18 protein-coding genes are annotated in these 17,528 nt (G+C 50.6%); 14 read left to right on the top strand and 4 right to left on the bottom strand.

Features of this window, described 5'->3' with window-relative positions; translation table 11 throughout:
• Positions 1-18 precede the first annotated feature (18 nt).
• Positions 19-648 carry a tRNA (mnm(5)s(2)U34)-methyltransferase gene (locus AC6ESO_RS15190; protein WP_497092065.1) on the bottom strand — a complete coding sequence of 210 codons (630 nt, stop codon included), beginning with the start codon at positions 646-648 and terminating at the stop codon, positions 19-21.
• Between the two features lies 1 nt (position 649).
• The gene (gene mnmL, locus AC6ESO_RS15185) at positions 650-1,618 is read right to left on the bottom strand and encodes a tRNA modification radical SAM protein MnmL/YtqA (RefSeq protein WP_497092064.1); all 969 of its coding nucleotides are present in this window, start codon (positions 1,616-1,618) and stop codon (positions 650-652) included.
• 309 nt (positions 1,619-1,927) lie between these two features.
• Between mnmL and AC6ESO_RS15180 the strand changes: the two genes are divergently transcribed.
• Positions 1,928-2,113 (top strand): hypothetical protein, encoded by a 186-nt coding sequence (locus AC6ESO_RS15180; protein ID WP_475781205.1) that lies wholly within the window; start codon positions 1,928-1,930, stop codon positions 2,111-2,113.
• Between the two features lie 237 nt (positions 2,114-2,350).
• Positions 2,351-3,136 (top strand): tRNA (guanosine(46)-N7)-methyltransferase TrmB, encoded by a 786-nt coding sequence (trmB, locus tag AC6ESO_RS15175; RefSeq protein ID WP_497092063.1) that lies wholly within the window; start codon positions 2,351-2,353, stop codon positions 3,134-3,136.
• Here the strand turns inward: trmB and AC6ESO_RS15170 are convergent.
• The gene (locus AC6ESO_RS15170; protein ID WP_497092062.1) at positions 3,055-3,612 is read right to left on the bottom strand and encodes a phosphatase PAP2 family protein; all 558 of its coding nucleotides are present in this window, start codon (positions 3,610-3,612) and stop codon (positions 3,055-3,057) included. The genes trmB and AC6ESO_RS15170 overlap by 82 nt on opposite strands.
• Before the next feature lie 302 nt (positions 3,613-3,914).
• Between AC6ESO_RS15170 and AC6ESO_RS15165 the strand changes: the two genes are divergently transcribed.
• The 6 genes from AC6ESO_RS15165 (at position 3,915) to AC6ESO_RS15140 (ending at position 8,714) form a co-directional block, all read left to right on the top strand.
• A complete protein-coding gene (locus tag AC6ESO_RS15165) occupies positions 3,915-5,093 on the top strand; it encodes a glycosyltransferase family 4 protein (protein WP_497092061.1) in 1,179 nt (392 codons plus the stop codon).
• A gap of 309 nt (positions 5,094-5,402) precedes the next feature.
• Positions 5,403-6,641 (top strand): glycosyltransferase family 2 protein, encoded by a 1,239-nt coding sequence (locus tag AC6ESO_RS15160; RefSeq protein WP_497092060.1) that lies wholly within the window; start codon positions 5,403-5,405, stop codon positions 6,639-6,641.
• A 315-nt stretch (positions 6,642-6,956) separates the two neighbouring features.
• Positions 6,957-7,454, top strand: a complete 498-nt coding sequence (gene infC / locus AC6ESO_RS15155) for a translation initiation factor IF-3 (protein ID WP_143111540.1) — start codon at positions 6,957-6,959, stop codon at positions 7,452-7,454.
• 23 nt (positions 7,455-7,477) lie between these two features.
• Complete coding sequence (gene rpmI / locus AC6ESO_RS15150; protein ID WP_090576365.1) at positions 7,478-7,681, top strand: 50S ribosomal protein L35; 204 nt, start codon at positions 7,478-7,480, stop codon at positions 7,679-7,681.
• Positions 7,682-7,728: 47 nt separating this feature from the next.
• Entirely contained in the window at positions 7,729-8,088 is a 360-nt protein-coding gene (gene rplT / locus AC6ESO_RS15145; RefSeq protein ID WP_090977446.1) for a 50S ribosomal protein L20, read from the top strand.
• Positions 8,089-8,288: 200 nt separating this feature from the next.
• Positions 8,289-8,714 carry a hypothetical protein gene (locus AC6ESO_RS15140; protein ID WP_497092059.1) on the top strand — a complete coding sequence of 142 codons (426 nt, stop codon included), beginning with the start codon at positions 8,289-8,291 and terminating at the stop codon, positions 8,712-8,714.
• Between the two features lie 26 nt (positions 8,715-8,740).
• Here the strand turns inward: AC6ESO_RS15140 and AC6ESO_RS15135 are convergent, their stop codons facing one another.
• Positions 8,741-9,190: a GNAT family N-acetyltransferase gene (locus tag AC6ESO_RS15135; protein WP_494820110.1), complete on the bottom strand. Its 450-nt coding sequence runs from the start codon at positions 9,188-9,190 to the stop codon at positions 8,741-8,743.
• 561 nt (positions 9,191-9,751) lie between these two features.
• On the opposite strand from AC6ESO_RS15135, the gene ilvB reads away from it, so the two are divergent.
• The 6 genes from ilvB to AC6ESO_RS15105 all read left to right on the top strand — a co-directional run bounded on the left by ilvB (position 9,752) and on the right by AC6ESO_RS15105 (position 17,255).
• Positions 9,752-11,497: a biosynthetic-type acetolactate synthase large subunit gene (gene ilvB, locus AC6ESO_RS15130; RefSeq protein WP_494820109.1), complete on the top strand. Its 1,746-nt coding sequence runs from the start codon at positions 9,752-9,754 to the stop codon at positions 11,495-11,497.
• Complete coding sequence (gene ilvN / locus AC6ESO_RS15125; protein WP_494820108.1) at positions 11,494-11,982, top strand: acetolactate synthase small subunit; 489 nt, start codon at positions 11,494-11,496, stop codon at positions 11,980-11,982. Before ilvB ends, ilvN begins: the two co-directional genes overlap by 4 nt.
• 186 nt (positions 11,983-12,168) lie before the next feature.
• Positions 12,169-13,161, top strand: a complete 993-nt coding sequence (gene ilvC / locus AC6ESO_RS15120; RefSeq protein WP_091212692.1) for a ketol-acid reductoisomerase — start codon at positions 12,169-12,171, stop codon at positions 13,159-13,161.
• 188 nt (positions 13,162-13,349) lie between these two features.
• The gene (locus AC6ESO_RS15115; protein ID WP_494820107.1) at positions 13,350-14,894 is read left to right on the top strand and encodes a 2-isopropylmalate synthase; all 1,545 of its coding nucleotides are present in this window, start codon (positions 13,350-13,352) and stop codon (positions 14,892-14,894) included.
• 340 nt (positions 14,895-15,234) lie between these two features.
• On the top strand, positions 15,235-16,599 hold the full coding sequence (locus AC6ESO_RS15110) for a sensor histidine kinase (RefSeq protein ID WP_497092058.1): 1,365 nt from the start codon (positions 15,235-15,237) through the stop codon (positions 16,597-16,599).
• The gene (locus AC6ESO_RS15105) at positions 16,596-17,255 is read left to right on the top strand and encodes a response regulator (RefSeq protein ID WP_497092057.1); all 660 of its coding nucleotides are present in this window, start codon (positions 16,596-16,598) and stop codon (positions 17,253-17,255) included. Before AC6ESO_RS15110 ends, AC6ESO_RS15105 begins: the two co-directional genes overlap by 4 nt.
• Positions 17,256-17,528 lie beyond the last annotated feature (273 nt).

Here is a 17,528-nt window from a genome sequence, read left to right as displayed (position 1 = left end):
CTGCGAAGCTAGCTTGTCTTACGTTTGCCTTTTCTCGATTGCAAGTAAATAAGGTGCCTCTGCTTTCTGCGCCATACGGTACACCACCGTCTGCGCCAGCGACTGAGGCAGCGCGGATGCCCATTGCAGGGCAGCATCGGCTTCCTCGGCGCCGCCGGGGTGGCCGGGATAAAGCACGACGGTCACGATGCCGGAAGGCCGAAGGGCTGAAAGTGCGGCCTCGAGAGCGGCGAGTGTGCCATCAGGCGTCGTAATGACGGACGGATCCGCGCCGGGCAGATAGCCGAGGTTAAACATCACCGCAGCCGCCTTTCCGTACGCATCGGCAGAGAGATGCGACACCATATCGGCGTGACTCGCATGAACGAGGTGGAGCGCTGCCTTAGCCGGAGCATGCTGCTGTGAATGGGGCTTGTCCGCCGCCACATGCCCGTCGCCTGCTGCGCTTCCGTTCAATCGCTGCTTCGTCCGCTCCAGCGCCTCCTCCTGGATGTCGAAGGCATAGACGGTCCCGCGCGGGCCAACGAGCTCAGCCAGGAATAGCGTATCTACGCCGTTGCCGCAGGTCGCGTCAATGACGATGTCGCCAGGCGAGACACGCTCCTTGACGAGCTTATGAGCCATGCTGAGTACGCTTAGGAAACCCATCCTACTGCGCCTCCCACAAGCGGCCTTGCCATGTGTTGCGCGTGGTCAGCTCGCGGTCGATCGCGTTCAGCACTTCCCATTTCTTAAGACTCCACATCGGACCGATCAGCAGATCGCGGGGCGCGTCGCCCGTAAGCCGGTGAACAATCATCTCCGGCGGCAGCAGCTCCAGCGTATCAACGATCAGCTTCACATATTCGTCTTGATCCAGGAAGCGGAGTAGGCCTGCTTCATATTGCTTGACCATCGGCGTCTTGCGCATAAGATGAAGCAGGTGGATTTTAATACCCTGCACATCCATAGCCGCAACAGCTTTGCCGGTATCGAGCATCATTTCATGCGTTTCCTGAGGCAGGCCGTAAATAATATGCGCACAAACGCGGATGCCGCGTGCCCGTAGGCGCTTAACCGCATCCTCGTAGCAGGCCGTATCATGCGCGCGGTTAATCAGCGTGGAAGTGGACTCATGGATCGTTTGAAGTCCCATCTCGACCCACAGATAAGTCCGCTCATTCAGTTCAGCCAAATAATCGACGACATCATCTGGCAAGCAGTCCGGCCGTGTTGCAATGGACAAGCCGACAACGCCGGGCTGAACGAGGATCGCCTCGTAATATTCCCGCAGCTCTTCAACGGGCGCATACGTATTCGTATACGCTTGGAAATACCCGATATATTGCGCTTCCGGCCATTTCTGATGCTGCAAGTCTCTGATGTTATTAAATTGGGTCACTAAGTCGTCTCTGCGGCTGCCCGCAAAATCACCTGAGCCCCGTGCACTGCAGAACGTACAGCCGCCTGTCGCGATCTTCCCGTCACGGTTCGGGCAGGTAAAGCCGGCATCCAGCATAACCTTGAACACTTTGCCCCCGAATTGCTCTCGCATTTCGTTATTCCATGTATGAAACCTTTTGTCGCTCCACAGGCTAGGCTGTAGGGAGTCGGCATCCGGCTGAGTTTGCACTTTCATTGGTAGGCTCCTCTTGCTTTTATTAAATCTTATATCCCCAATCATAACGAAAAAAGAGACAAAACGCTACGTTGAGGGTGTAAGCGGCGACTCTTTCGCACTTTATTAGAAGCAAAAAAGCGGTTTCAAAATAGGCGCAATGCTGTAAAAAAGATTAGAAAAGGGCTTGCTAAACCTAACATGAAGTGTTATATTAAAAGTGCGACAGAACAGCAAAAACACTACTTTTAACCCTCTTCCAACCACTTGTCATAGCAGGTCGATTTTCTGGAAATGCGCTTGAAAATAATCAAGTTGAGGTGATGAGGAATGGATTCACAAGTTAAAATTCCGCATGGTGACGAGAAAGTTACGGTCGAATTAACGAGAAAAGAGCTTATGTCCCTCGCAGGTATCCGTTTTTACGGTAATCATAATGTTGAGGTTTCCGCTCGGAAGAAGCTGCACGACATCTTGGAATCGCAAGAGACCGCTCAGAACCAATTGCTCAACTAAACAAGGCTATTCGCATCAGAATGAACTTCAGCCGAAGGCGCTAACTGCGCCCTCGGCTTTTTATATGCTCAGGAACTGGGTATGGCCGCCTGGCCGCGACTTTACAAGTGATGCGGATTTGGGCACAATAAGTTTAGTAGCGCTGAATGCTCGTACAGCATTTGGCAACGCTGATTGGCTTGGATGAGCGGTTGCTCGTACGGCATTCAGCATTTCACAATGGAGGAATCAATTATTATGCGTCTTAGAGGAAGAAAAGGAATACTGGAGAGCTTGGAAGCACAGCCGGAGCTTGTGGTGCTGGATGCTGCTCCTCATAAAGGACGCTGGCGTGAATTTTTCGGCAACGATAACCCGATCTATGTGGAGCTCGGAATGGGGAAAGGCCGGTTTATCAGCGACATGAGCGTTCGGAACCCTCATATTAATTTCATCGGCGTTGATATGTACGATGAGTTGATTCGCCGTGCAAGTGATAAAGCGAGGTTAGCATGGGAGAAGGAAGGCGTAACGCAACCGCCGAACCTCGCACTGCTGCGTGCGAATATTGAAGGCATTGAAGAGATGTTTGCGCCTGGGGAAATTCAGCGCATCCACTTGAATTTCAGCGATCCATGGCCCAAAGCAAAGCACGGGCGCAGAAGACTGACGCACCCGCGCTTCGTGAAGAAGTATATGGAGATTCTAAATGAATACGGGGAGATCCATTTCAAGACGGATTCGCAGCTGTTATTCGAATTCTCGCTCAACAGCTTCGCAGACATGGAACTGCACATGCGCAATATCTCGCTTCATCTTCATAAAGAAACGCTCCGCGATGATCTCGTGCTGACGGAATATGAAGCGAAGTTCGTCGAGAAGGGCAACAATATTCACCGCGTCGAGGTTGTGATCGGCGAGAAGGCGATCGCGGCCCATAAAGAGGCCAAGCTGGCCGCTGCTCAGAAGAGCGACCAAGCTGCGGATACAGACAACGAGACGAACGAGCCAATTACGGCACCTGCCGCAATATCGGAAGGGTAATGAAGGCCGAGATACATTCTTGACCAGCCAACGGATACACCGAGGATGATCGCTGCCGGCAGAATGATCGGCAGCATTGTGGTTTCGGCCATAAGCCAAGGCAAGAGCCAAGCGAATATAGCCGTTGTGTGACCCGAAGGAAACGAGGAGTCGCGCAGCGGCTTTTTGCATACATGCACACTGCTCAATGCTTGATAGGGACGGAGTCTGCTGAATTTACGCTTCATGATGGCAACGGGAATATGACTGATTATGGTGGCGACTAAAGCCTGCCAGCCGGCGGTTGCCCATATACCGGGGGCGGCCAGACCGCATAGCAATGCAGTCAGTAAAGTGAACGTTGCCCCGCCTGCATGGGTAATCGTCCCCAGCCATCCCCCTAACAACCGATTGACAGCTCTGTGCGCCGATCTGCGATTAGCCCATAATAATAAGCGCTGCTCCTGTGTTAAAGCCCAGAACACGACATTGACCACGTGAATCCTCCTCCTGGTTGTATGCAAATGTCACGCCTATTCACCGGCTGCAAGCTACCAAGCACTTGCCGCCTGCAAATCAAGTATAGGTTGGAATTGTTTCTGCCGTATTAACGAATAAATAGCCGATTATGAAGTAAATTTAATGCTTCAATATAAGCATTGGATCGTACAAGCTACCTATCATCATTCTTCACGTACTCTTCATTTGGCATTGATACATTGGTAATACAACTCGTGTAAACTGGCTCCACAAGCTGGCCGCGCATATAAGCGGTACTGGCGGATGGAGGCGATGACCGATGCGTCTTGCTTTATTTACGGATACTTACACTCCTGAGGTTAACGGAGTGGCACGAACGCTCGAGCGGTGGGAGAAGTACCTGCGCCGCCGCGATATTCCATGCCTTGTTTTCGCTCCTCAACCTGCTGCTGCCACGCATGAACAACCTGAATCTATGGTCACACGGTTTGCCAGCATGCCATTTTTCCTCTATCCTGAATGCCGCCTTGCGCTGCCGAATCCGATTCATATTCATCGCACTTTGCAAGCTTTCCGACCTACAATTATACATGTAGCGACGCCATTCAATCTTGGGCTTTGCGGCATTCGTTACGCGCATAAACACCGAATACCGCTGGTTGCTTCCTATCATACACATTTTGACCGCTATTTGGCGTTTTACAATACCCGTTGGATGGTTAAGATGTTATGGAGGTATATGGAATGGTTTCATCAGGAATGCAGGTTCATTTTCGTACCCTCCGCATCGACGCTTCTTGAGCTGAAGGAACGGGGGTGGGATGAACAGCGTTTAGCCGTTTGGACGCGGGGAATGGATACGAAGAGCTTTCATCCGAACGTGGATAGAGCCGCGCTGCTGGCGCAGTATCACATTCCGAAGGATCGCTTCATCGTGCTTTATGTAGGCAGACTTGCACCTGAAAAGAACGTGGATTGCGCGATTGCCGCATTTGCAAAGTTTCAGCGAGAGGTGTGTAAAGACGCCGTATTCGTTATAGCTGGCGACGGTCCATCCATGAATGCCTTGAAGCAGCAAGCAGTCCGCGAAGGGATTTCGACTTGCTTTCTTGGATTTACGGCGATGCCGGCGCTTCAGCAATGGTATGCGGCAGCGGATGTCATGCTATTTCCGTCGCCCACCGAAACTTTCGGCAATGTCGTATTGGAAGCCATGGCTTGCGGTACGCCTGTCATCTGCGCGGATACGGGAGGCGTGGTGGATACGGTTGTCCACGAGTGGAGCGGTTTGAGGTGCGAGGCCGGTAACGTAAACGCCTTCAGTGCGGCGCTGGAACGCATGTATCGTAACCCTGAGCTTCGCAAACGATTCACGGCGAGGGGATTGGCACATAGCCTCAGACAATCCTGGGATGCCATATTCGAAGAGCTTCTCATGAGGTTCCGGCAAGCGGAAAGCGAAGTCCCGAGTTCAACAAATCGTCACACTAGGGGTTAATTAACATGAAACCTTTGCCAATTCAATTCGTTTATTGAAAAAGAAACATGTTTTTATCGTAAATGGCTGAAAATAAGGGTGAAACGGACGAAAACAAGGTATCAGTCCCGTCAACACCCAATGCAAGCGCTTTTCTTCGACTTCTTGGCGATTAAGCGACGATTTCTACTTTTGACAAAAGGACAAATTGTGTGGAAAATCAGTAGGGTTGCGGAATATAAAAAAAAAGAGCCGCGATTGACTGACAGCGAGATCAAACAAAACTAGAGAGAATATAAAAATGGGGTCTCAAGGGGGTAGTAAAAAATAATGGTTAATACAATCATTATTATGTTTCAAATCTTTTTGGCGTTTGTCGGCGTTTATCAATTCAGCATTTCCCTGTTCGGTATTGTAAGGAAACGTAAGGAAGTGAAGCATGCACCGCAGAAATCCTTTGCCGTGCTGGTCGCTGCGCACAATGAAGCACAGGTAGTCGGAGCGCTTGTTGAAAACTTAAAAAAGCTGGATTATCCAAAGGAACTTTACGATATCTTCGTCATTTGCGACAACTGCACGGACAACACGGCAGAAATCGTCCGCAGCTATGGCGTGCAAGCATGCGAGCGTAAGAACCCGCATCTGCGCGGCAAAGGCCATGCGATCGAATGGATGCTGAAGGAATTGTGGGCAATGCCCCGTCAGTATGATGCCATCGTGATGTTCGACGCAGATAACTTGGTCGGCAACGACTTCTTGATTCATATGAACAATGATCTATGCGAAGGCCACAAAGTTATCCAAGGCTACTTGGATACGAAGAACCCAACGGATTCCTGGGTTACGGCTTCTTATGCTATCACATACTGGTATTGCAACCGGTTGTGGCAGCTGTCCCGCAGAAACTTGAACATGGCCAACTATCTTGGCGGCACGGGCATGTGCTTTGATACCGCGCTCATGAAAGAAATGGGCTGGGGTGCAACAAGTCTCGTTGAAGACTTGGAGTTCTCGATGCGCTGCGTGAAACGCGGCATTCATCCGGTCTTGAATTACGATGCGAAAGTGTACGACGAGAAGCCGCTTAGCTTCAAAGCTTCTTCCAGACAGCGTCTGCGCTGGATGCAAGGTCACTTTACCGTAGCTCGCAGTTATTTCTTCCCGCTGCTATGGGCAAGTATCAAAGAACGCAGCTTCGTGAAGTTTGATGCGGCGCTGTACTCGATCTCGGTTTACAACACATTTATCGGCTTCTTGGTTACGGCACTGCTGTGGATGGATAATATCATCCCGGCGAAGAATGCTTTTTCATCCATCTACTACTACTTGCCGTATTGGGTAGCAGGTGTTGCGATTGTTGCTACAGTAGTCATGTTCCCGCTCGTAATGATGCTTGAAGGCATCCGCTCAGGGAAAATGTATGCACATCTGTTCTCTATGGTGATATTCCAGCTTTCCTGGCTGCCGATCACATGCTACGCATTCTTCACGCAAAACAACAAGCAATGGAGCCATACGCAGCATACGCGTGTACTTCGCTTGGAAGAAGTGCAGAGCAAACAGGTCTAGCGAGCTTCCAGTCAGCTTCGTTAATCGAAGCTTGACATTCCTGAATAGGCTATGCTATAGTATTTCAGTAACATGTCTTACAGACTTATTCACACATGTATACGCACAAGTAGAGGCACCCGCTTCTCACCTACTCGGCGATGGCCGAATGGTTCGCGATCGATGATTGGAACAGGCTTCAGCTTAACAGCTGCTTGAACAGCCAACAATCTTGATTATTGGAATGCGGGTCCCGAGCGGATCCGCATTTTTTGATTTTTGCTTGCGTGATTCATAATTTTTTGGAGGTGGCAGGTTATTAGCAGGGAACATCAAATCAACGATGAAATTCGGGCCAGAGAAGTGCGTGTAGTCGGTGCTGAAGGCGAACAACTAGGCATCAAGCTTTTCCGCGAGGCACTGCAATTGGCAATCGATTTGAACTTGGACCTAGTGAACGTTGCACCGACAGCGAAACCGCCGGTGTGCCGGATTATGGACTATGGCAAATTCCGTTATGAGCAGCAAAAGAAAGAAAAAGAAGCTCGCAAGAATCAGAAGATTGTAGACACGAAGGAAGTTTGGTTCCGTGCTAACATCGACGAGAACGATTACCAAACCAAATTCCGCAATGTTGTAAAGTTTCTGGGTGAAGGCGATAAAGTGAAATGTTCGGTCCGTTTCCGCGGGCGTGAAATTACACATGCTTCGGTCGGTCAGAAGATTCTTGATCGGCTTGCAACAGAGGTTGCTGATCTGTGCGTCATGGAGCGTGTTCCTAAACTTGAGGGCCGCAGTATGATTATGATTTTGGCACCGAAACCGACAAACTAACATTCTTTGAGGAGGAACACCACATGCCTAAAATGAAAACTCACAGCAGTTTGAAAGATCGTTTCAAAATTACGGGTACTGGTAAAGTAATTCGTTACAAAGCTTACAAAAACCACCTTCTTTCCGGCAAATCGTCCCGTCAGAAGCGTGTTCTGAACACTCAACCAAACCTGGCTAAAGGCGATTTCAAACGTCTGCAACAAGGCCTGGCAAACATCAAAGGTTAATTAGATCGATCTAATTCGTATAACTATTACTCGGGAGGTTTCTACTCATGGCAAGAGTTAAAGGCGGATTCGTCCGCGCACGTCGTCGTAAAAGAATTTTGAAGCTAGCAAAAGGTTATTTCGGTTCAAAGCATCGCCTGTTTAAAACAGCAAAAGAGCAAGTAATGAAATCCTTGCTTTACGCATACCGTGACCGTCGTCAACACAAACGTGACATCCGCAAACTGTGGATCGTTCGTATCAATGCTGCAGCTCGTCAAAACGGCCTGTCCTACAGCAAATTCATGTACGGTTTGAAACTTGCGGGCATCGAAGTAAACCGCAAAATGCTTGCTGACCTTGCAGTTAACGACATCAACTCGTTCAACACATTTGCAAACCTTGCAAAACAAAAAGTAAACGCGTAGTCTTCGGATTACCGTTTTATGATAAAAGCGTCCTTCCGCTCAGCGGAAAGGCGCTTTTTTTGTTTTTTTCTATATGGACAGCGGTACAATCGCATTCCGATGCTAGTGAATAGAGTATAGGACAACGCCGTTTATACTTCCGAGATAAATGACCTCTATGCGCATTTGTCGTCGGAGGCAAATCACATGCATTGTAAGCTATGTTGAGGAGGGAAATCCTTATGCAACGCGTTACGAAAGAACAAGTTCAGAAGATGGTCGGCAAAACGGTCTATGCGGTTCGCAAAGACGGTTCTGTCGTCACTGGTAAACTCGTTCGCGCCCATCAAAATCAATTGCAGCTCATGCCGCTTAGCAACGGCAAAGAGGTTCAAACGAGAGCGATAATAGCACTTGTATTATTCGATCTGCTTGCGATCGGTTTATTCGCCGGCGGTGGCTTTGGCTGGGGCGGTGGCTTCGGCGGACCGGGCTACGGACCGGGCTACGGACCAGGCTTCGGTGGACCGGGCTTTGGTGGCCCAGGCTACGGCGGACCAGGCTTCGGTGGACCGGGCTTTGGCGGTCCGGGCGGCGGCTGCGATTGTCAGCCGATTGCCGGTTACAATAATACCCCATATTACTAATCGCATCCGTTATCGAACTAACGAATCTAGGTTACTAATGATTTAACCATCTCGTAGCAGCGAACCTGATGAATGAAGCGGACGGTCTGATAGCCCAGCCTCGAATAGAGCCGCTGGGCTTTTGGATTTCCATGGTCAACGAACAATCTGGCGAAGCTGCAGCCTTTTTCTTTGGCGTTTGCTTCCGCTTTAGCTATGAGAAGCGTGCCGATTTGCTTGCCGCGATGCTGCGGATGGACGACGAGCATATCGAAGAGGAGTACGTCACCCCGCGTGTAGTAATGGATGACGCCAAGCGGTATGCTTCTTTTTGACCGTGAATAAACCAGAGATACGCCGTCGCTTAGACGTTTGGGCAGCTCGCGGATGGTTTGCGCATCTTTCGGCGAAGCTGTATACGAAAGCGGTATGAGCTCGGTTTTGATTAATCGGATGATCTCCTCGTCATCCGTGCGTGCTCGCCTTGCTCGAATCATAGAGCATCCTGCTTTCCGTGGATTCTATTGATGAAGAAGTTCAGCGCGGCAGCCGTTTCACTATGGCGCATGATTCTTCATCTTATGTAGCTAATCGCGGAGAGGCGCGCCTAAGAATGGCGTATACATAACTTTTTATAATTATGCTGTAGCAAGTCCTTGACGAATGAAATTGTGGAGCATATAATAAACGATAAGCTAATAAGTAAACGGCTATGAAGAGGACGAAGTGTTAAGGGCTCTTTTGCTCCAGAGAGCGATCGGATCTGCTGAAACCGACGCCAATACCCCTTTCCAACGAGCTCACCTCGGAGCTGTTTCCCTGAAAAGATCGATGATCGTATTAGGGGAAATCGTAAGGCACACGTTATTGTGCCAAGGTAATGAACGATGGTTCGTTCTTACCTCATGAGGTTATTCGCTGTGAGGCGTATAACATATTTGGGTGGTACCACGGAAGCTAAACCTTTCGTCCCTAGACGCAATAGATGTCTGGGAACGAAAGGTTTTTTTGTTTTTCTAATATCTAACTCGTTTCACCTAGGAAGGGAGGACGACTTAATGGTCGCTCAACATGCAACGTTAAGGTCAAAAGAAGAAATTAAGGAAAACCTGAGAAAACCGGAGGTTATCACCGGCTCAGAAATTTTGCTTCGCAGCTTGGTGCTGGAGGATGTGGAGTGCGTGTTCGGCTATCCAGGCGGAGCTGTGTTGTACATTTATGATGCCATGCACGGATTTTCGGATTTTCAGCATCTGCTGACCCGTCACGAGCAAGGCGCCATTCATGCGGCCGACGGCTATGCGCGGGCTAGCGGAAAAGTTGGCGTATGTATCGCAACATCAGGACCGGGAGCTACGAATCTCGTCACAGGAATCGCAACTGCGTATATGGACTCGGTGCCGCTTGTCGTCATTACCGGCAACGTAGCGACAACACTTATCGGTACGGATGCTTTCCAAGAGGCTGACATCACCGGCATTACGATGCCGATTACGAAACATAGCTATCTGGTACGTAAGGCTGCCGATTTGCCTCGTATCATTCATGAAGCGTTCCACATCGCCAATACCGGCCGTAAAGGTCCCGTATTGATCGATATTCCGAAGGATGTTTCCGCCGAGCTTGCATTGTTCGAGCCGGTAACGGAAGTGAGCATCCGCGGCTATAACCCAACGGTTACGCCGAATAAACTGCAAGTTGAGAAAATGATTAAAGCGATCACGGAAGCTGAGCGTCCGATCGTATTGGCAGGCGGAGGCGTTGTTTACTCCGGCGGTCATGAGGAACTGCTTGAGTTCATTACGAAATCGGGTATTCCAATTACGACGACATTGCTTGGACTAGGCGCATTCCCAAGCGGTAACGAGCTATGGCTCGGCATGCCGGGCATGCACGGTACGTTCACAGCCAATACAGCGATTCAATCGGCGGATTTGCTGATCAATATCGGTGCACGCTTCGATGACCGCGTAACGGGCAAACTGTCCGGCTTCGCGCCGAAAGCGAAGATCGTTCACATCGATATCGACCCAGCGGAAATCGGCAAGAACGTTCCGACGGACATTCCGATTGTCGGTGATGTGAAGACGGTTCTTCAAATCGCTAACAAAGAAGTGAAATATGCGGAGAAAGCCGATGCATGGCGCGAGCAGCTTGCTAAATCCTGCAAGGAAGTTCCTTTCAGCTACACGGATTCCGATGAAGAGCTGAAGCCGCAATGGGTTATCGAAATGCTTTACGAAGAGTCGAAGGGCGAAGCGATTGTAACGACTGACGTTGGCCAGCACCAAATGTGGGCCGCACAGTACTACAAATTCAATCAGCCGCGCTCGTGGGTAACTTCCGGTGGTCTTGGTACGATGGGCTTTGGTTTCCCATCTGCAATCGGTGCTCAAATGGCGAATCCGGATCGTCTTGTTATCTCGATTAATGGTGACGGCGGTATGCAGATGTGCGCGCAAGAGCTTGCGATCTGCGCCATCAACAACATTCCGGTAAAAGTGGTTATCATTAACAATCAGGTGCTCGGCATGGTTCGTCAATGGCAAGAGCTGATTTATGACAACCGTTACAGCCATATCGATCTCTCCGGCAGCCCTGATTTTGTGAAATTGGCTGATGCTTACGGCGTTCGCGGATTCCGCGCTTCTAATAAAGAAGATGCACGTGCGGTTTGGCAAGAAGCTATGAATCATCCGGGACCGGCAGTAGTGGAGTTTGTCGTTCGCAAACATGAGAATGTGTATCCGATGGTTACACAAGGCTCCACAATTGACCAAATGCTAATGGGGGATTCCGAATGATGAAGAGACATACGGTAGCAGTTCTCGTAAACGATCAGCCAGGTGTCCTCCAGCGCGTTTCCGGTTTGTTTGGACGCCGTGGCTTCAACATTGAAAGCATCACAGTAGGGACAAGCGAGGAAGCCGGCTTGTCCCGGATGGTCATCGTCACGACAGGCGATGACAAGATGCTTGAGCAAGTCATCAAGCAGCTGTACAAGCTCATCGACGTTATTAAAGTCGTGGACTTGAGCGCCAATCCAATGGTTGGCCGCGAGCTTGCGCTTATTAAAGTAAGCGCGGAACCAACGTCCCGCCCTGAAATTCTTGGCGTAGTTGAAACCTTCCGCGCCGCTGTTGTCGATATCGGCACAACGTCGCTGATGGTGCAAGTTGTAGGCGATACGGAGAAAATCGATGCGATGATCGAACTGCTTAAGCCTTATGGCATTCGCGAGCTGTCTCGTACAGGTGTAACGGCTATGATCCGCGGAAACGCTAGATAACTAGTCATAGGTAACCTAGAAGAAACATGCAAGTACATCATCAGACCAAAACCAACAGGTCGAAACCGCTTTTGAGCGGGGGTTAGAGCGAGGGAATCCGCATTGTTTTCCGGTTCGAATTTTTCGGACGAAGTCCCTTCTGTAACACCCGCTCAAAAGGGTTAAATTAAAGGAGGCAACATTCACATGGCAGTTACATTGTACTATGAGAAAGATGCAGACCAAAGCGTTCTGCAAGGCAAAACAATCGCAGTTATCGGTTACGGTTCCCAAGGTCATGCTCAAGCACAAAATCTTCGTGACAGCGGTCTGAAAGTAATTATCGGCCTTCGCGCTGGTAAATCTGCTGAGAAAGCTAAAAACGACGGCTTTGAAGTATTGTCCGTTGGCGAAGCTGTAAAACTTGCTGATGTTGTACAAATTTTGATGCCTGACGAAACGCAAGCCCGCGTTTACAAAGAAGAAATCGAGCCGAACCTGAAACAAGGCGCAGCTTTGATGTTCTCCCACGGTTTCAACGTTCACTTTGGCCAAATCAAACCTCGTAAAGACACAGATGTATTGCTAGTTGCTCCTAAGTCCCCGGGCCACATGGTTCGCCGTACTTATGTTGAAGGCTTTGGCGTACCTGGTCTTATCGCAATCGAGCAAGATGCTACCGGCAATGCAAAAGCTATCGGTCTTGCATACGCAAAAGGTATCGGCTGTACTCGTGCAGGCGTTATCGAAACTTCGTTCCGCGAAGAAACAGAAACCGATCTGTTCGGCGAGCAAGCGGTACTTTGCGGCGGCGCAACTGCACTTGTTAAAGCGGGCTTCGAAACGCTTGTTGAAGCAGGTTATGCTCCGGAAATGGCATACTTCGAGTGTCTGCATGAGCTGAAGCTTATCGTTGACCTGATGTATGAAGGCGGCCTTTCCACTATGCGTGATTCCATCTCCAATACAGCTGAATACGGCGACTATGTAACTGGTCCTCGCATTGTAACTGACGAGACGAAGAAAGCTATGAAAGCTGTTCTTACAGATATCCAACAAGGTAAATTCGCTCGCGACTTCATCTTGGAAAACCAATCCAACAATGCATTTATGACGGCTACTCGCCGTAACGAAGCACAACACCCAATCGAAGTGGTTGGCGGACAACTTCGTGAATTGATGCACTGGATCAAGAAATAATAAGGCATTATCCGCGTAACCGGTTATGCAGATTGGTTAGCATTCCAGACGTTTCGAATGCGAGCATTCTGCGGTTGAATGTATAAATATGCATACCCGGATAAAGTGACCGGTCCCTGCGTCTCCATTCTGGAGGCGTCAGGGCCGTTTCGCTATCCGGGATTATTCTTGAGTCCGAGGTGTAACTAATGCGTAAAATCTATATTTTCGATACGACGCTTCGTGACGGCGAGCAATCTCCGGGCGTTAACCTCAACACGAAAGAAAAGGTTGAGATTGCGTACCAACTGGAGAAGCTTGGTGTCGATCGGATCGAAGCCGGCTTCCCGGCTGCGTCTCCGGGCGATCTTGCAGCGGTTAATGCCGTTGCGCGTGCCGTCAAGAATGCCTCTGTCATCGGCCTGTCGCGTTCCCGCGAGCAGGACATTGATGCGGTAGTTGAAGCGCTCAAAGGCGCTCAAGACCCTTGTATTCATTTGTTCCTTGCGACCAGCCCGATTCATCGCAAGCACAAGCTGCGTATGGAGAAGGATCAAGTGCTGGAGACAGCGGAACGTGCGATCCGTTATGCGAAGCAATATTTTAGCAAAATCGAATTTTCGCCTGAGGATGCGGGCCGTACGGAGCTTGATTTCTTGTGTCAGGTTACGGACATGGCGATTCGTGCAGGCGCAACGGTTGTCAATATTCCGGATACGGTTGGCTATATGAATCCGTCCGAGTATGGTCATATCTTCAAGACGCTCAAGGAGCAGGTGCCGGGCATCGAGAAAATTCAGCTCAGCGCACACTGCCATGACGATCTTGGCATGGCGACAGCTAATGCACTGGCAGCGATTCTAAACGGTGCGGATCAAATCGAGGGTACGATCAACGGAATCGGCGAACGCGCCGGCAACACGGCACTCGAAGAGGTTGCAATGGCGCTTGCTACGCGTGCGGATTACTTCGGTGCGACAACGTCGCTCAACCTGAAGGAAATTGCGAAAACAAGCCGTCTTGTGAGCAAGCTGACGGGCATGGTTGTCCCTGGCAACAAGGCCATCGTAGGCGCGAATGCGTTTGCGCATGAGTCTGGTATCCATCAGGATGGCATGCTGAAAGAGAAAACGACATACGAAATCATCTCTCCGGAGTCGATCGGTCTGCGTGATTCCAAGCTCGTGCTTGGCAAGCATTCCGGACGTGCTGCTTTCCGTGAGAAGCTGATTGACCTTGGCTATGAGCTTGATGACGAAGCCGTAAACACAGCTTTCGCGAAATTCAAAGACCTGGCGGACAAGAAGAAGAACGTCATGGACGAAGATATTCGCGCGATGCTGGAAGAGAAACTCACCGATACGCCTGAGGTGTATTCGCTTGAGACGATCGAAGTCAGCTATAGCAACAAATCCGTACCTAATGCTACGATCCGCGTTCGCACTGCGGAAGGCGAAGTGAAAGAGCAATCCGCAGAAGGCAATGGCTCCGTGGATGCGATTTACAACGCAATCGATGCGCTGACGGCGGAAACGGTGGAGCTGGAGGATTACTCCATCAAATCCGTTTCGCATGGTAAAGATGCGCTTGGCGAGGTGCATGTTGTGCTGAAGCAAGATGAAGTATCCGCTCAAGGCCGCGGCCTCAGCACGGATATTTTGGAAGCGAGCGCGCGTGCTTACATCGACGCATTGAACCGTCTCGTAGAGAAGCGGAAGTCCCCGGGCAGACGCGACAAAATGAGCTTGATCTAGTTTGTAGAGTGAATGACGCTCTGGCGGCCGATTATCGGCCTGTCAGGGCGTTTTTTTGTGTTAGTGGGGTTAACCAACCTCGATTGTATACGTAAACCAACCCGATTAGCTGAATGCTGCGTACCCGAATGGATACGCAAACCAATCCGATTAGCTGAATGCTGCGTACCCGAATGGATACGCAAACCAATCCGATTAGCTGAATGCTGCGTACCCGAATGGATACGCAAACCAATCAGCTGCAGCCATGCTATAATATAGAAAAATCGACATTCGTCGTCGCCTCAGGTCCGAAGCCTGAGATGCGAGCGCGCTGTGCCGATTGGGGGAACGTTAATCGATGCTGTTCGTGTGGATTGTGCTATGGATTACTTCAGTGCTGCTTATGTCGGCGAATCGGAGGAATGCTGCCGGCCGCTGGCTGAGCCTAGTTGCCTTCTGCGGTGGAATGGGAGCGCTGGCATCCGTGCTGGAAGGCTGGATTACCACCATGCTGGCCAATCAAGATATCGATGCATCGGGCGAGCATGTGCTGCGGATCATCCAGCGCACGTGCTCTTGGACAAGCTACTACGGATTGCCTTTCGGATTTCTGTGCTTTGGGGCAGCCTATAATTCGGAACGAGTACCGGCGGTGCTTTCTCGCAGATTGCCGGCAGCAGCGGCTATCCTGCCGCTCGGGATGCTCGCGCTGCCAATAGCGGAGTCGTATCCCGTGCATTACAATATACTCGCCATCTGGGCGATCCCGTATTTCATCATCGGCGCGATACTGGTGCTGACCAAATCGCATGTGCATCCGGCGGAGCGCCGCGCTCATGCGGTGCTCTTAATCGCGGTGCTGCCGGCTGTACTCATCGCGCTGACGATGAATTTCATTATGCCGCTGTTCGGCTTATATGGACTCTGGAGGTATAATGTATGGCCGATCAGCATTGCTTTCGTTATCTTCATCTTTGCTCTGTTTAATTTCGGGTTCCTTGGTGTTCAGCTGCTCATTGAGCGCAGGCAATTGAATTACTCGCTGCGGGCGATTACGAGCGGTACAGCTATGCTGAACCATGCGATCAAGAACGATATCGGGAAAATCAAACTGTTTACCGATAAAATGAACCGCGAAGCAGGCGCGAATGAGGAGCTGCGCAGCGATCTGAGCGTTATCAGCACAGCGGCCGGACATATTGAAGCGATGATTCGCAGCGTGCATGAACGGACGCAGGAGCTGCGTCTGCAGCTGCAGGAGGTTCGACTGACAGAGCTGGTACGCGTTCAGCTGGCGATGCTTGAGGAGCAAACAAGCAGCCGCGGCATCGGCGTAACTGTGCACTACGACGAGCAAGCGCTGGCAATTGCCGATGCGGAGCAAACGTCGGAAGCGATACATAATGTGCTGCAAAATGCACTCGATGCGATGCCCGGCGGCGGGAACTTAGCCGTCACCGTGATCGGAGGCAAACGCGGCAGCACGATCGAGATCAGCGATACGGGCGCAGGTATCGAGCGCTCGCATCTGAGGAAAGTCATTGAGCCGTTCTTCACGACGAAGAGCGGGAAAGCGATGAATTTCGGGCTGGGACTGGCGTACTGTGCCCAGCTGATGAGCCGCCAAGGCGGGGAGCTGCGTATCAGCAGCGAGGCGGGAGTCGGCACGGTGGTCCGGTTTCATTTTAAAGCGGTTAAACGGGTGAAAGGAGCACAGAGATGAGCGAGAAAGCAATTTCGATCGTGCTGGTCGAGGACGATCCGGACTGGCGCAGAGGACTGATCGCCTATTTGAATGGGGAGCCGGATATGGAAGTCGTCGGCGAAGCTGATCATGCGGATGCGGCACTCACTGTTGTGGCTGAGCGGAATCCGGATGTCATTCTGCTTGATATTATGCTGGCAGACAGTCCGGAGGGATTACGGCTGGCAGCGGAGCTGTCGGTCGCTTCGAATGCGCGCGTGATTATGCTTACCTCGATGGAGGATCGCGCTTTTGTCGTGGAGGCATTCCGTGCCGGTGCGGTCAATTATTTGGTGAAGTCGGACTTTACTTCGATTCCAAGTGCTGTGCGCAAAGCGGCAGAGGATCGGTCGGCGATAGACGGCTCCGCGGCAAAGTTGATGCTCGAAGAGTTCAGGCGGCTCAAGAAGCTCGAGCGGGAGTACGAAACGGATAAGTTCAAACGGAAGTTGACGCCATCGGAGGTTCAGCTGCTGTCGATGATTCACGAAGGCTACAGTCAGACGCAGATCGCAGAGAAATCATTTCTCTCGCTGCGCACGGTCAAGAACCATGTGAATAACATCCTGCGCAAGCTCGGCGGCAAGAGCAGCAAAGAAGCGGCTCAGCGCGCGAAGGACAATGACTTATTTTAAAGTTCCCTCTCCGTAACGCTAACGAACCCAGGAGGCCTTATTTGCCCCATTTTGATCAAATGTATATTGTAACGAACCGTACAGGTCTTATTCGGCCCAATCATCGCTCCCAACAGCCTTTTTCGGCTAAATAAGGCTTCAGTGGTTCGTTAGAAATTTCGAGAGGCTATATCTTCGCAAATAAGGCCTCAGTGGTTCGTTAGATTTCTTGAGATGCAACTTTCTCCCGGTATTCGGCTGAGCATGATTGGTTTGCGTGACGATCGGGATTGG

The sequence above is a fragment of the Paenibacillus rhizoryzae genome (genome assembly GCF_059686995.1).
This window is presented reverse-complemented; position numbering and strand designations above follow the sequence as displayed.

Coding starts and splice junctions, on each gene's coding strand:
- AC6ESO_RS15190 (WP_497092065.1), bottom strand. CDS start 648: ATGGGTTTCCTAAGCGTACTCAGCATGGCTCATAAGCTCGTCAAGGAG.
- mnmL (WP_497092064.1), bottom strand. CDS start 1,618: ATGAAAGTGCAAACTCAGCCGGATGCCGACTCCCTACAGCCTAGCCTG.
- AC6ESO_RS15180 (WP_475781205.1), top strand. CDS start 1,928: ATGGATTCACAAGTTAAAATTCCGCATGGTGACGAGAAAGTTACGGTC.
- trmB (WP_497092063.1), top strand. CDS start 2,351: ATGCGTCTTAGAGGAAGAAAAGGAATACTGGAGAGCTTGGAAGCACAG.
- AC6ESO_RS15165 (WP_497092061.1), top strand. CDS start 3,915: ATGCGTCTTGCTTTATTTACGGATACTTACACTCCTGAGGTTAACGGA.
- AC6ESO_RS15160 (WP_497092060.1), top strand. CDS start 5,403: ATGGTTAATACAATCATTATTATGTTTCAAATCTTTTTGGCGTTTGTC.
- rpmI (WP_090576365.1), top strand. CDS start 7,478: ATGCCTAAAATGAAAACTCACAGCAGTTTGAAAGATCGTTTCAAAATT.
- rplT (WP_090977446.1), top strand. CDS start 7,729: ATGGCAAGAGTTAAAGGCGGATTCGTCCGCGCACGTCGTCGTAAAAGA.
- AC6ESO_RS15140 (WP_497092059.1), top strand. CDS start 8,289: ATGTTGAGGAGGGAAATCCTTATGCAACGCGTTACGAAAGAACAAGTT.
- AC6ESO_RS15135 (WP_494820110.1), bottom strand. CDS start 9,190: ATGATTCGAGCAAGGCGAGCACGCACGGATGACGAGGAGATCATCCGA.
- ilvB (WP_494820109.1), top strand. CDS start 9,752: ATGGTCGCTCAACATGCAACGTTAAGGTCAAAAGAAGAAATTAAGGAA.
- ilvN (WP_494820108.1), top strand. CDS start 11,494: ATGATGAAGAGACATACGGTAGCAGTTCTCGTAAACGATCAGCCAGGT.
- ilvC (WP_091212692.1), top strand. CDS start 12,169: ATGGCAGTTACATTGTACTATGAGAAAGATGCAGACCAAAGCGTTCTG.
- AC6ESO_RS15115 (WP_494820107.1), top strand. CDS start 13,350: ATGCGTAAAATCTATATTTTCGATACGACGCTTCGTGACGGCGAGCAA.
- AC6ESO_RS15110 (WP_497092058.1), top strand. CDS start 15,235: ATGCTGTTCGTGTGGATTGTGCTATGGATTACTTCAGTGCTGCTTATG.
- AC6ESO_RS15105 (WP_497092057.1), top strand. CDS start 16,596: ATGAGCGAGAAAGCAATTTCGATCGTGCTGGTCGAGGACGATCCGGAC.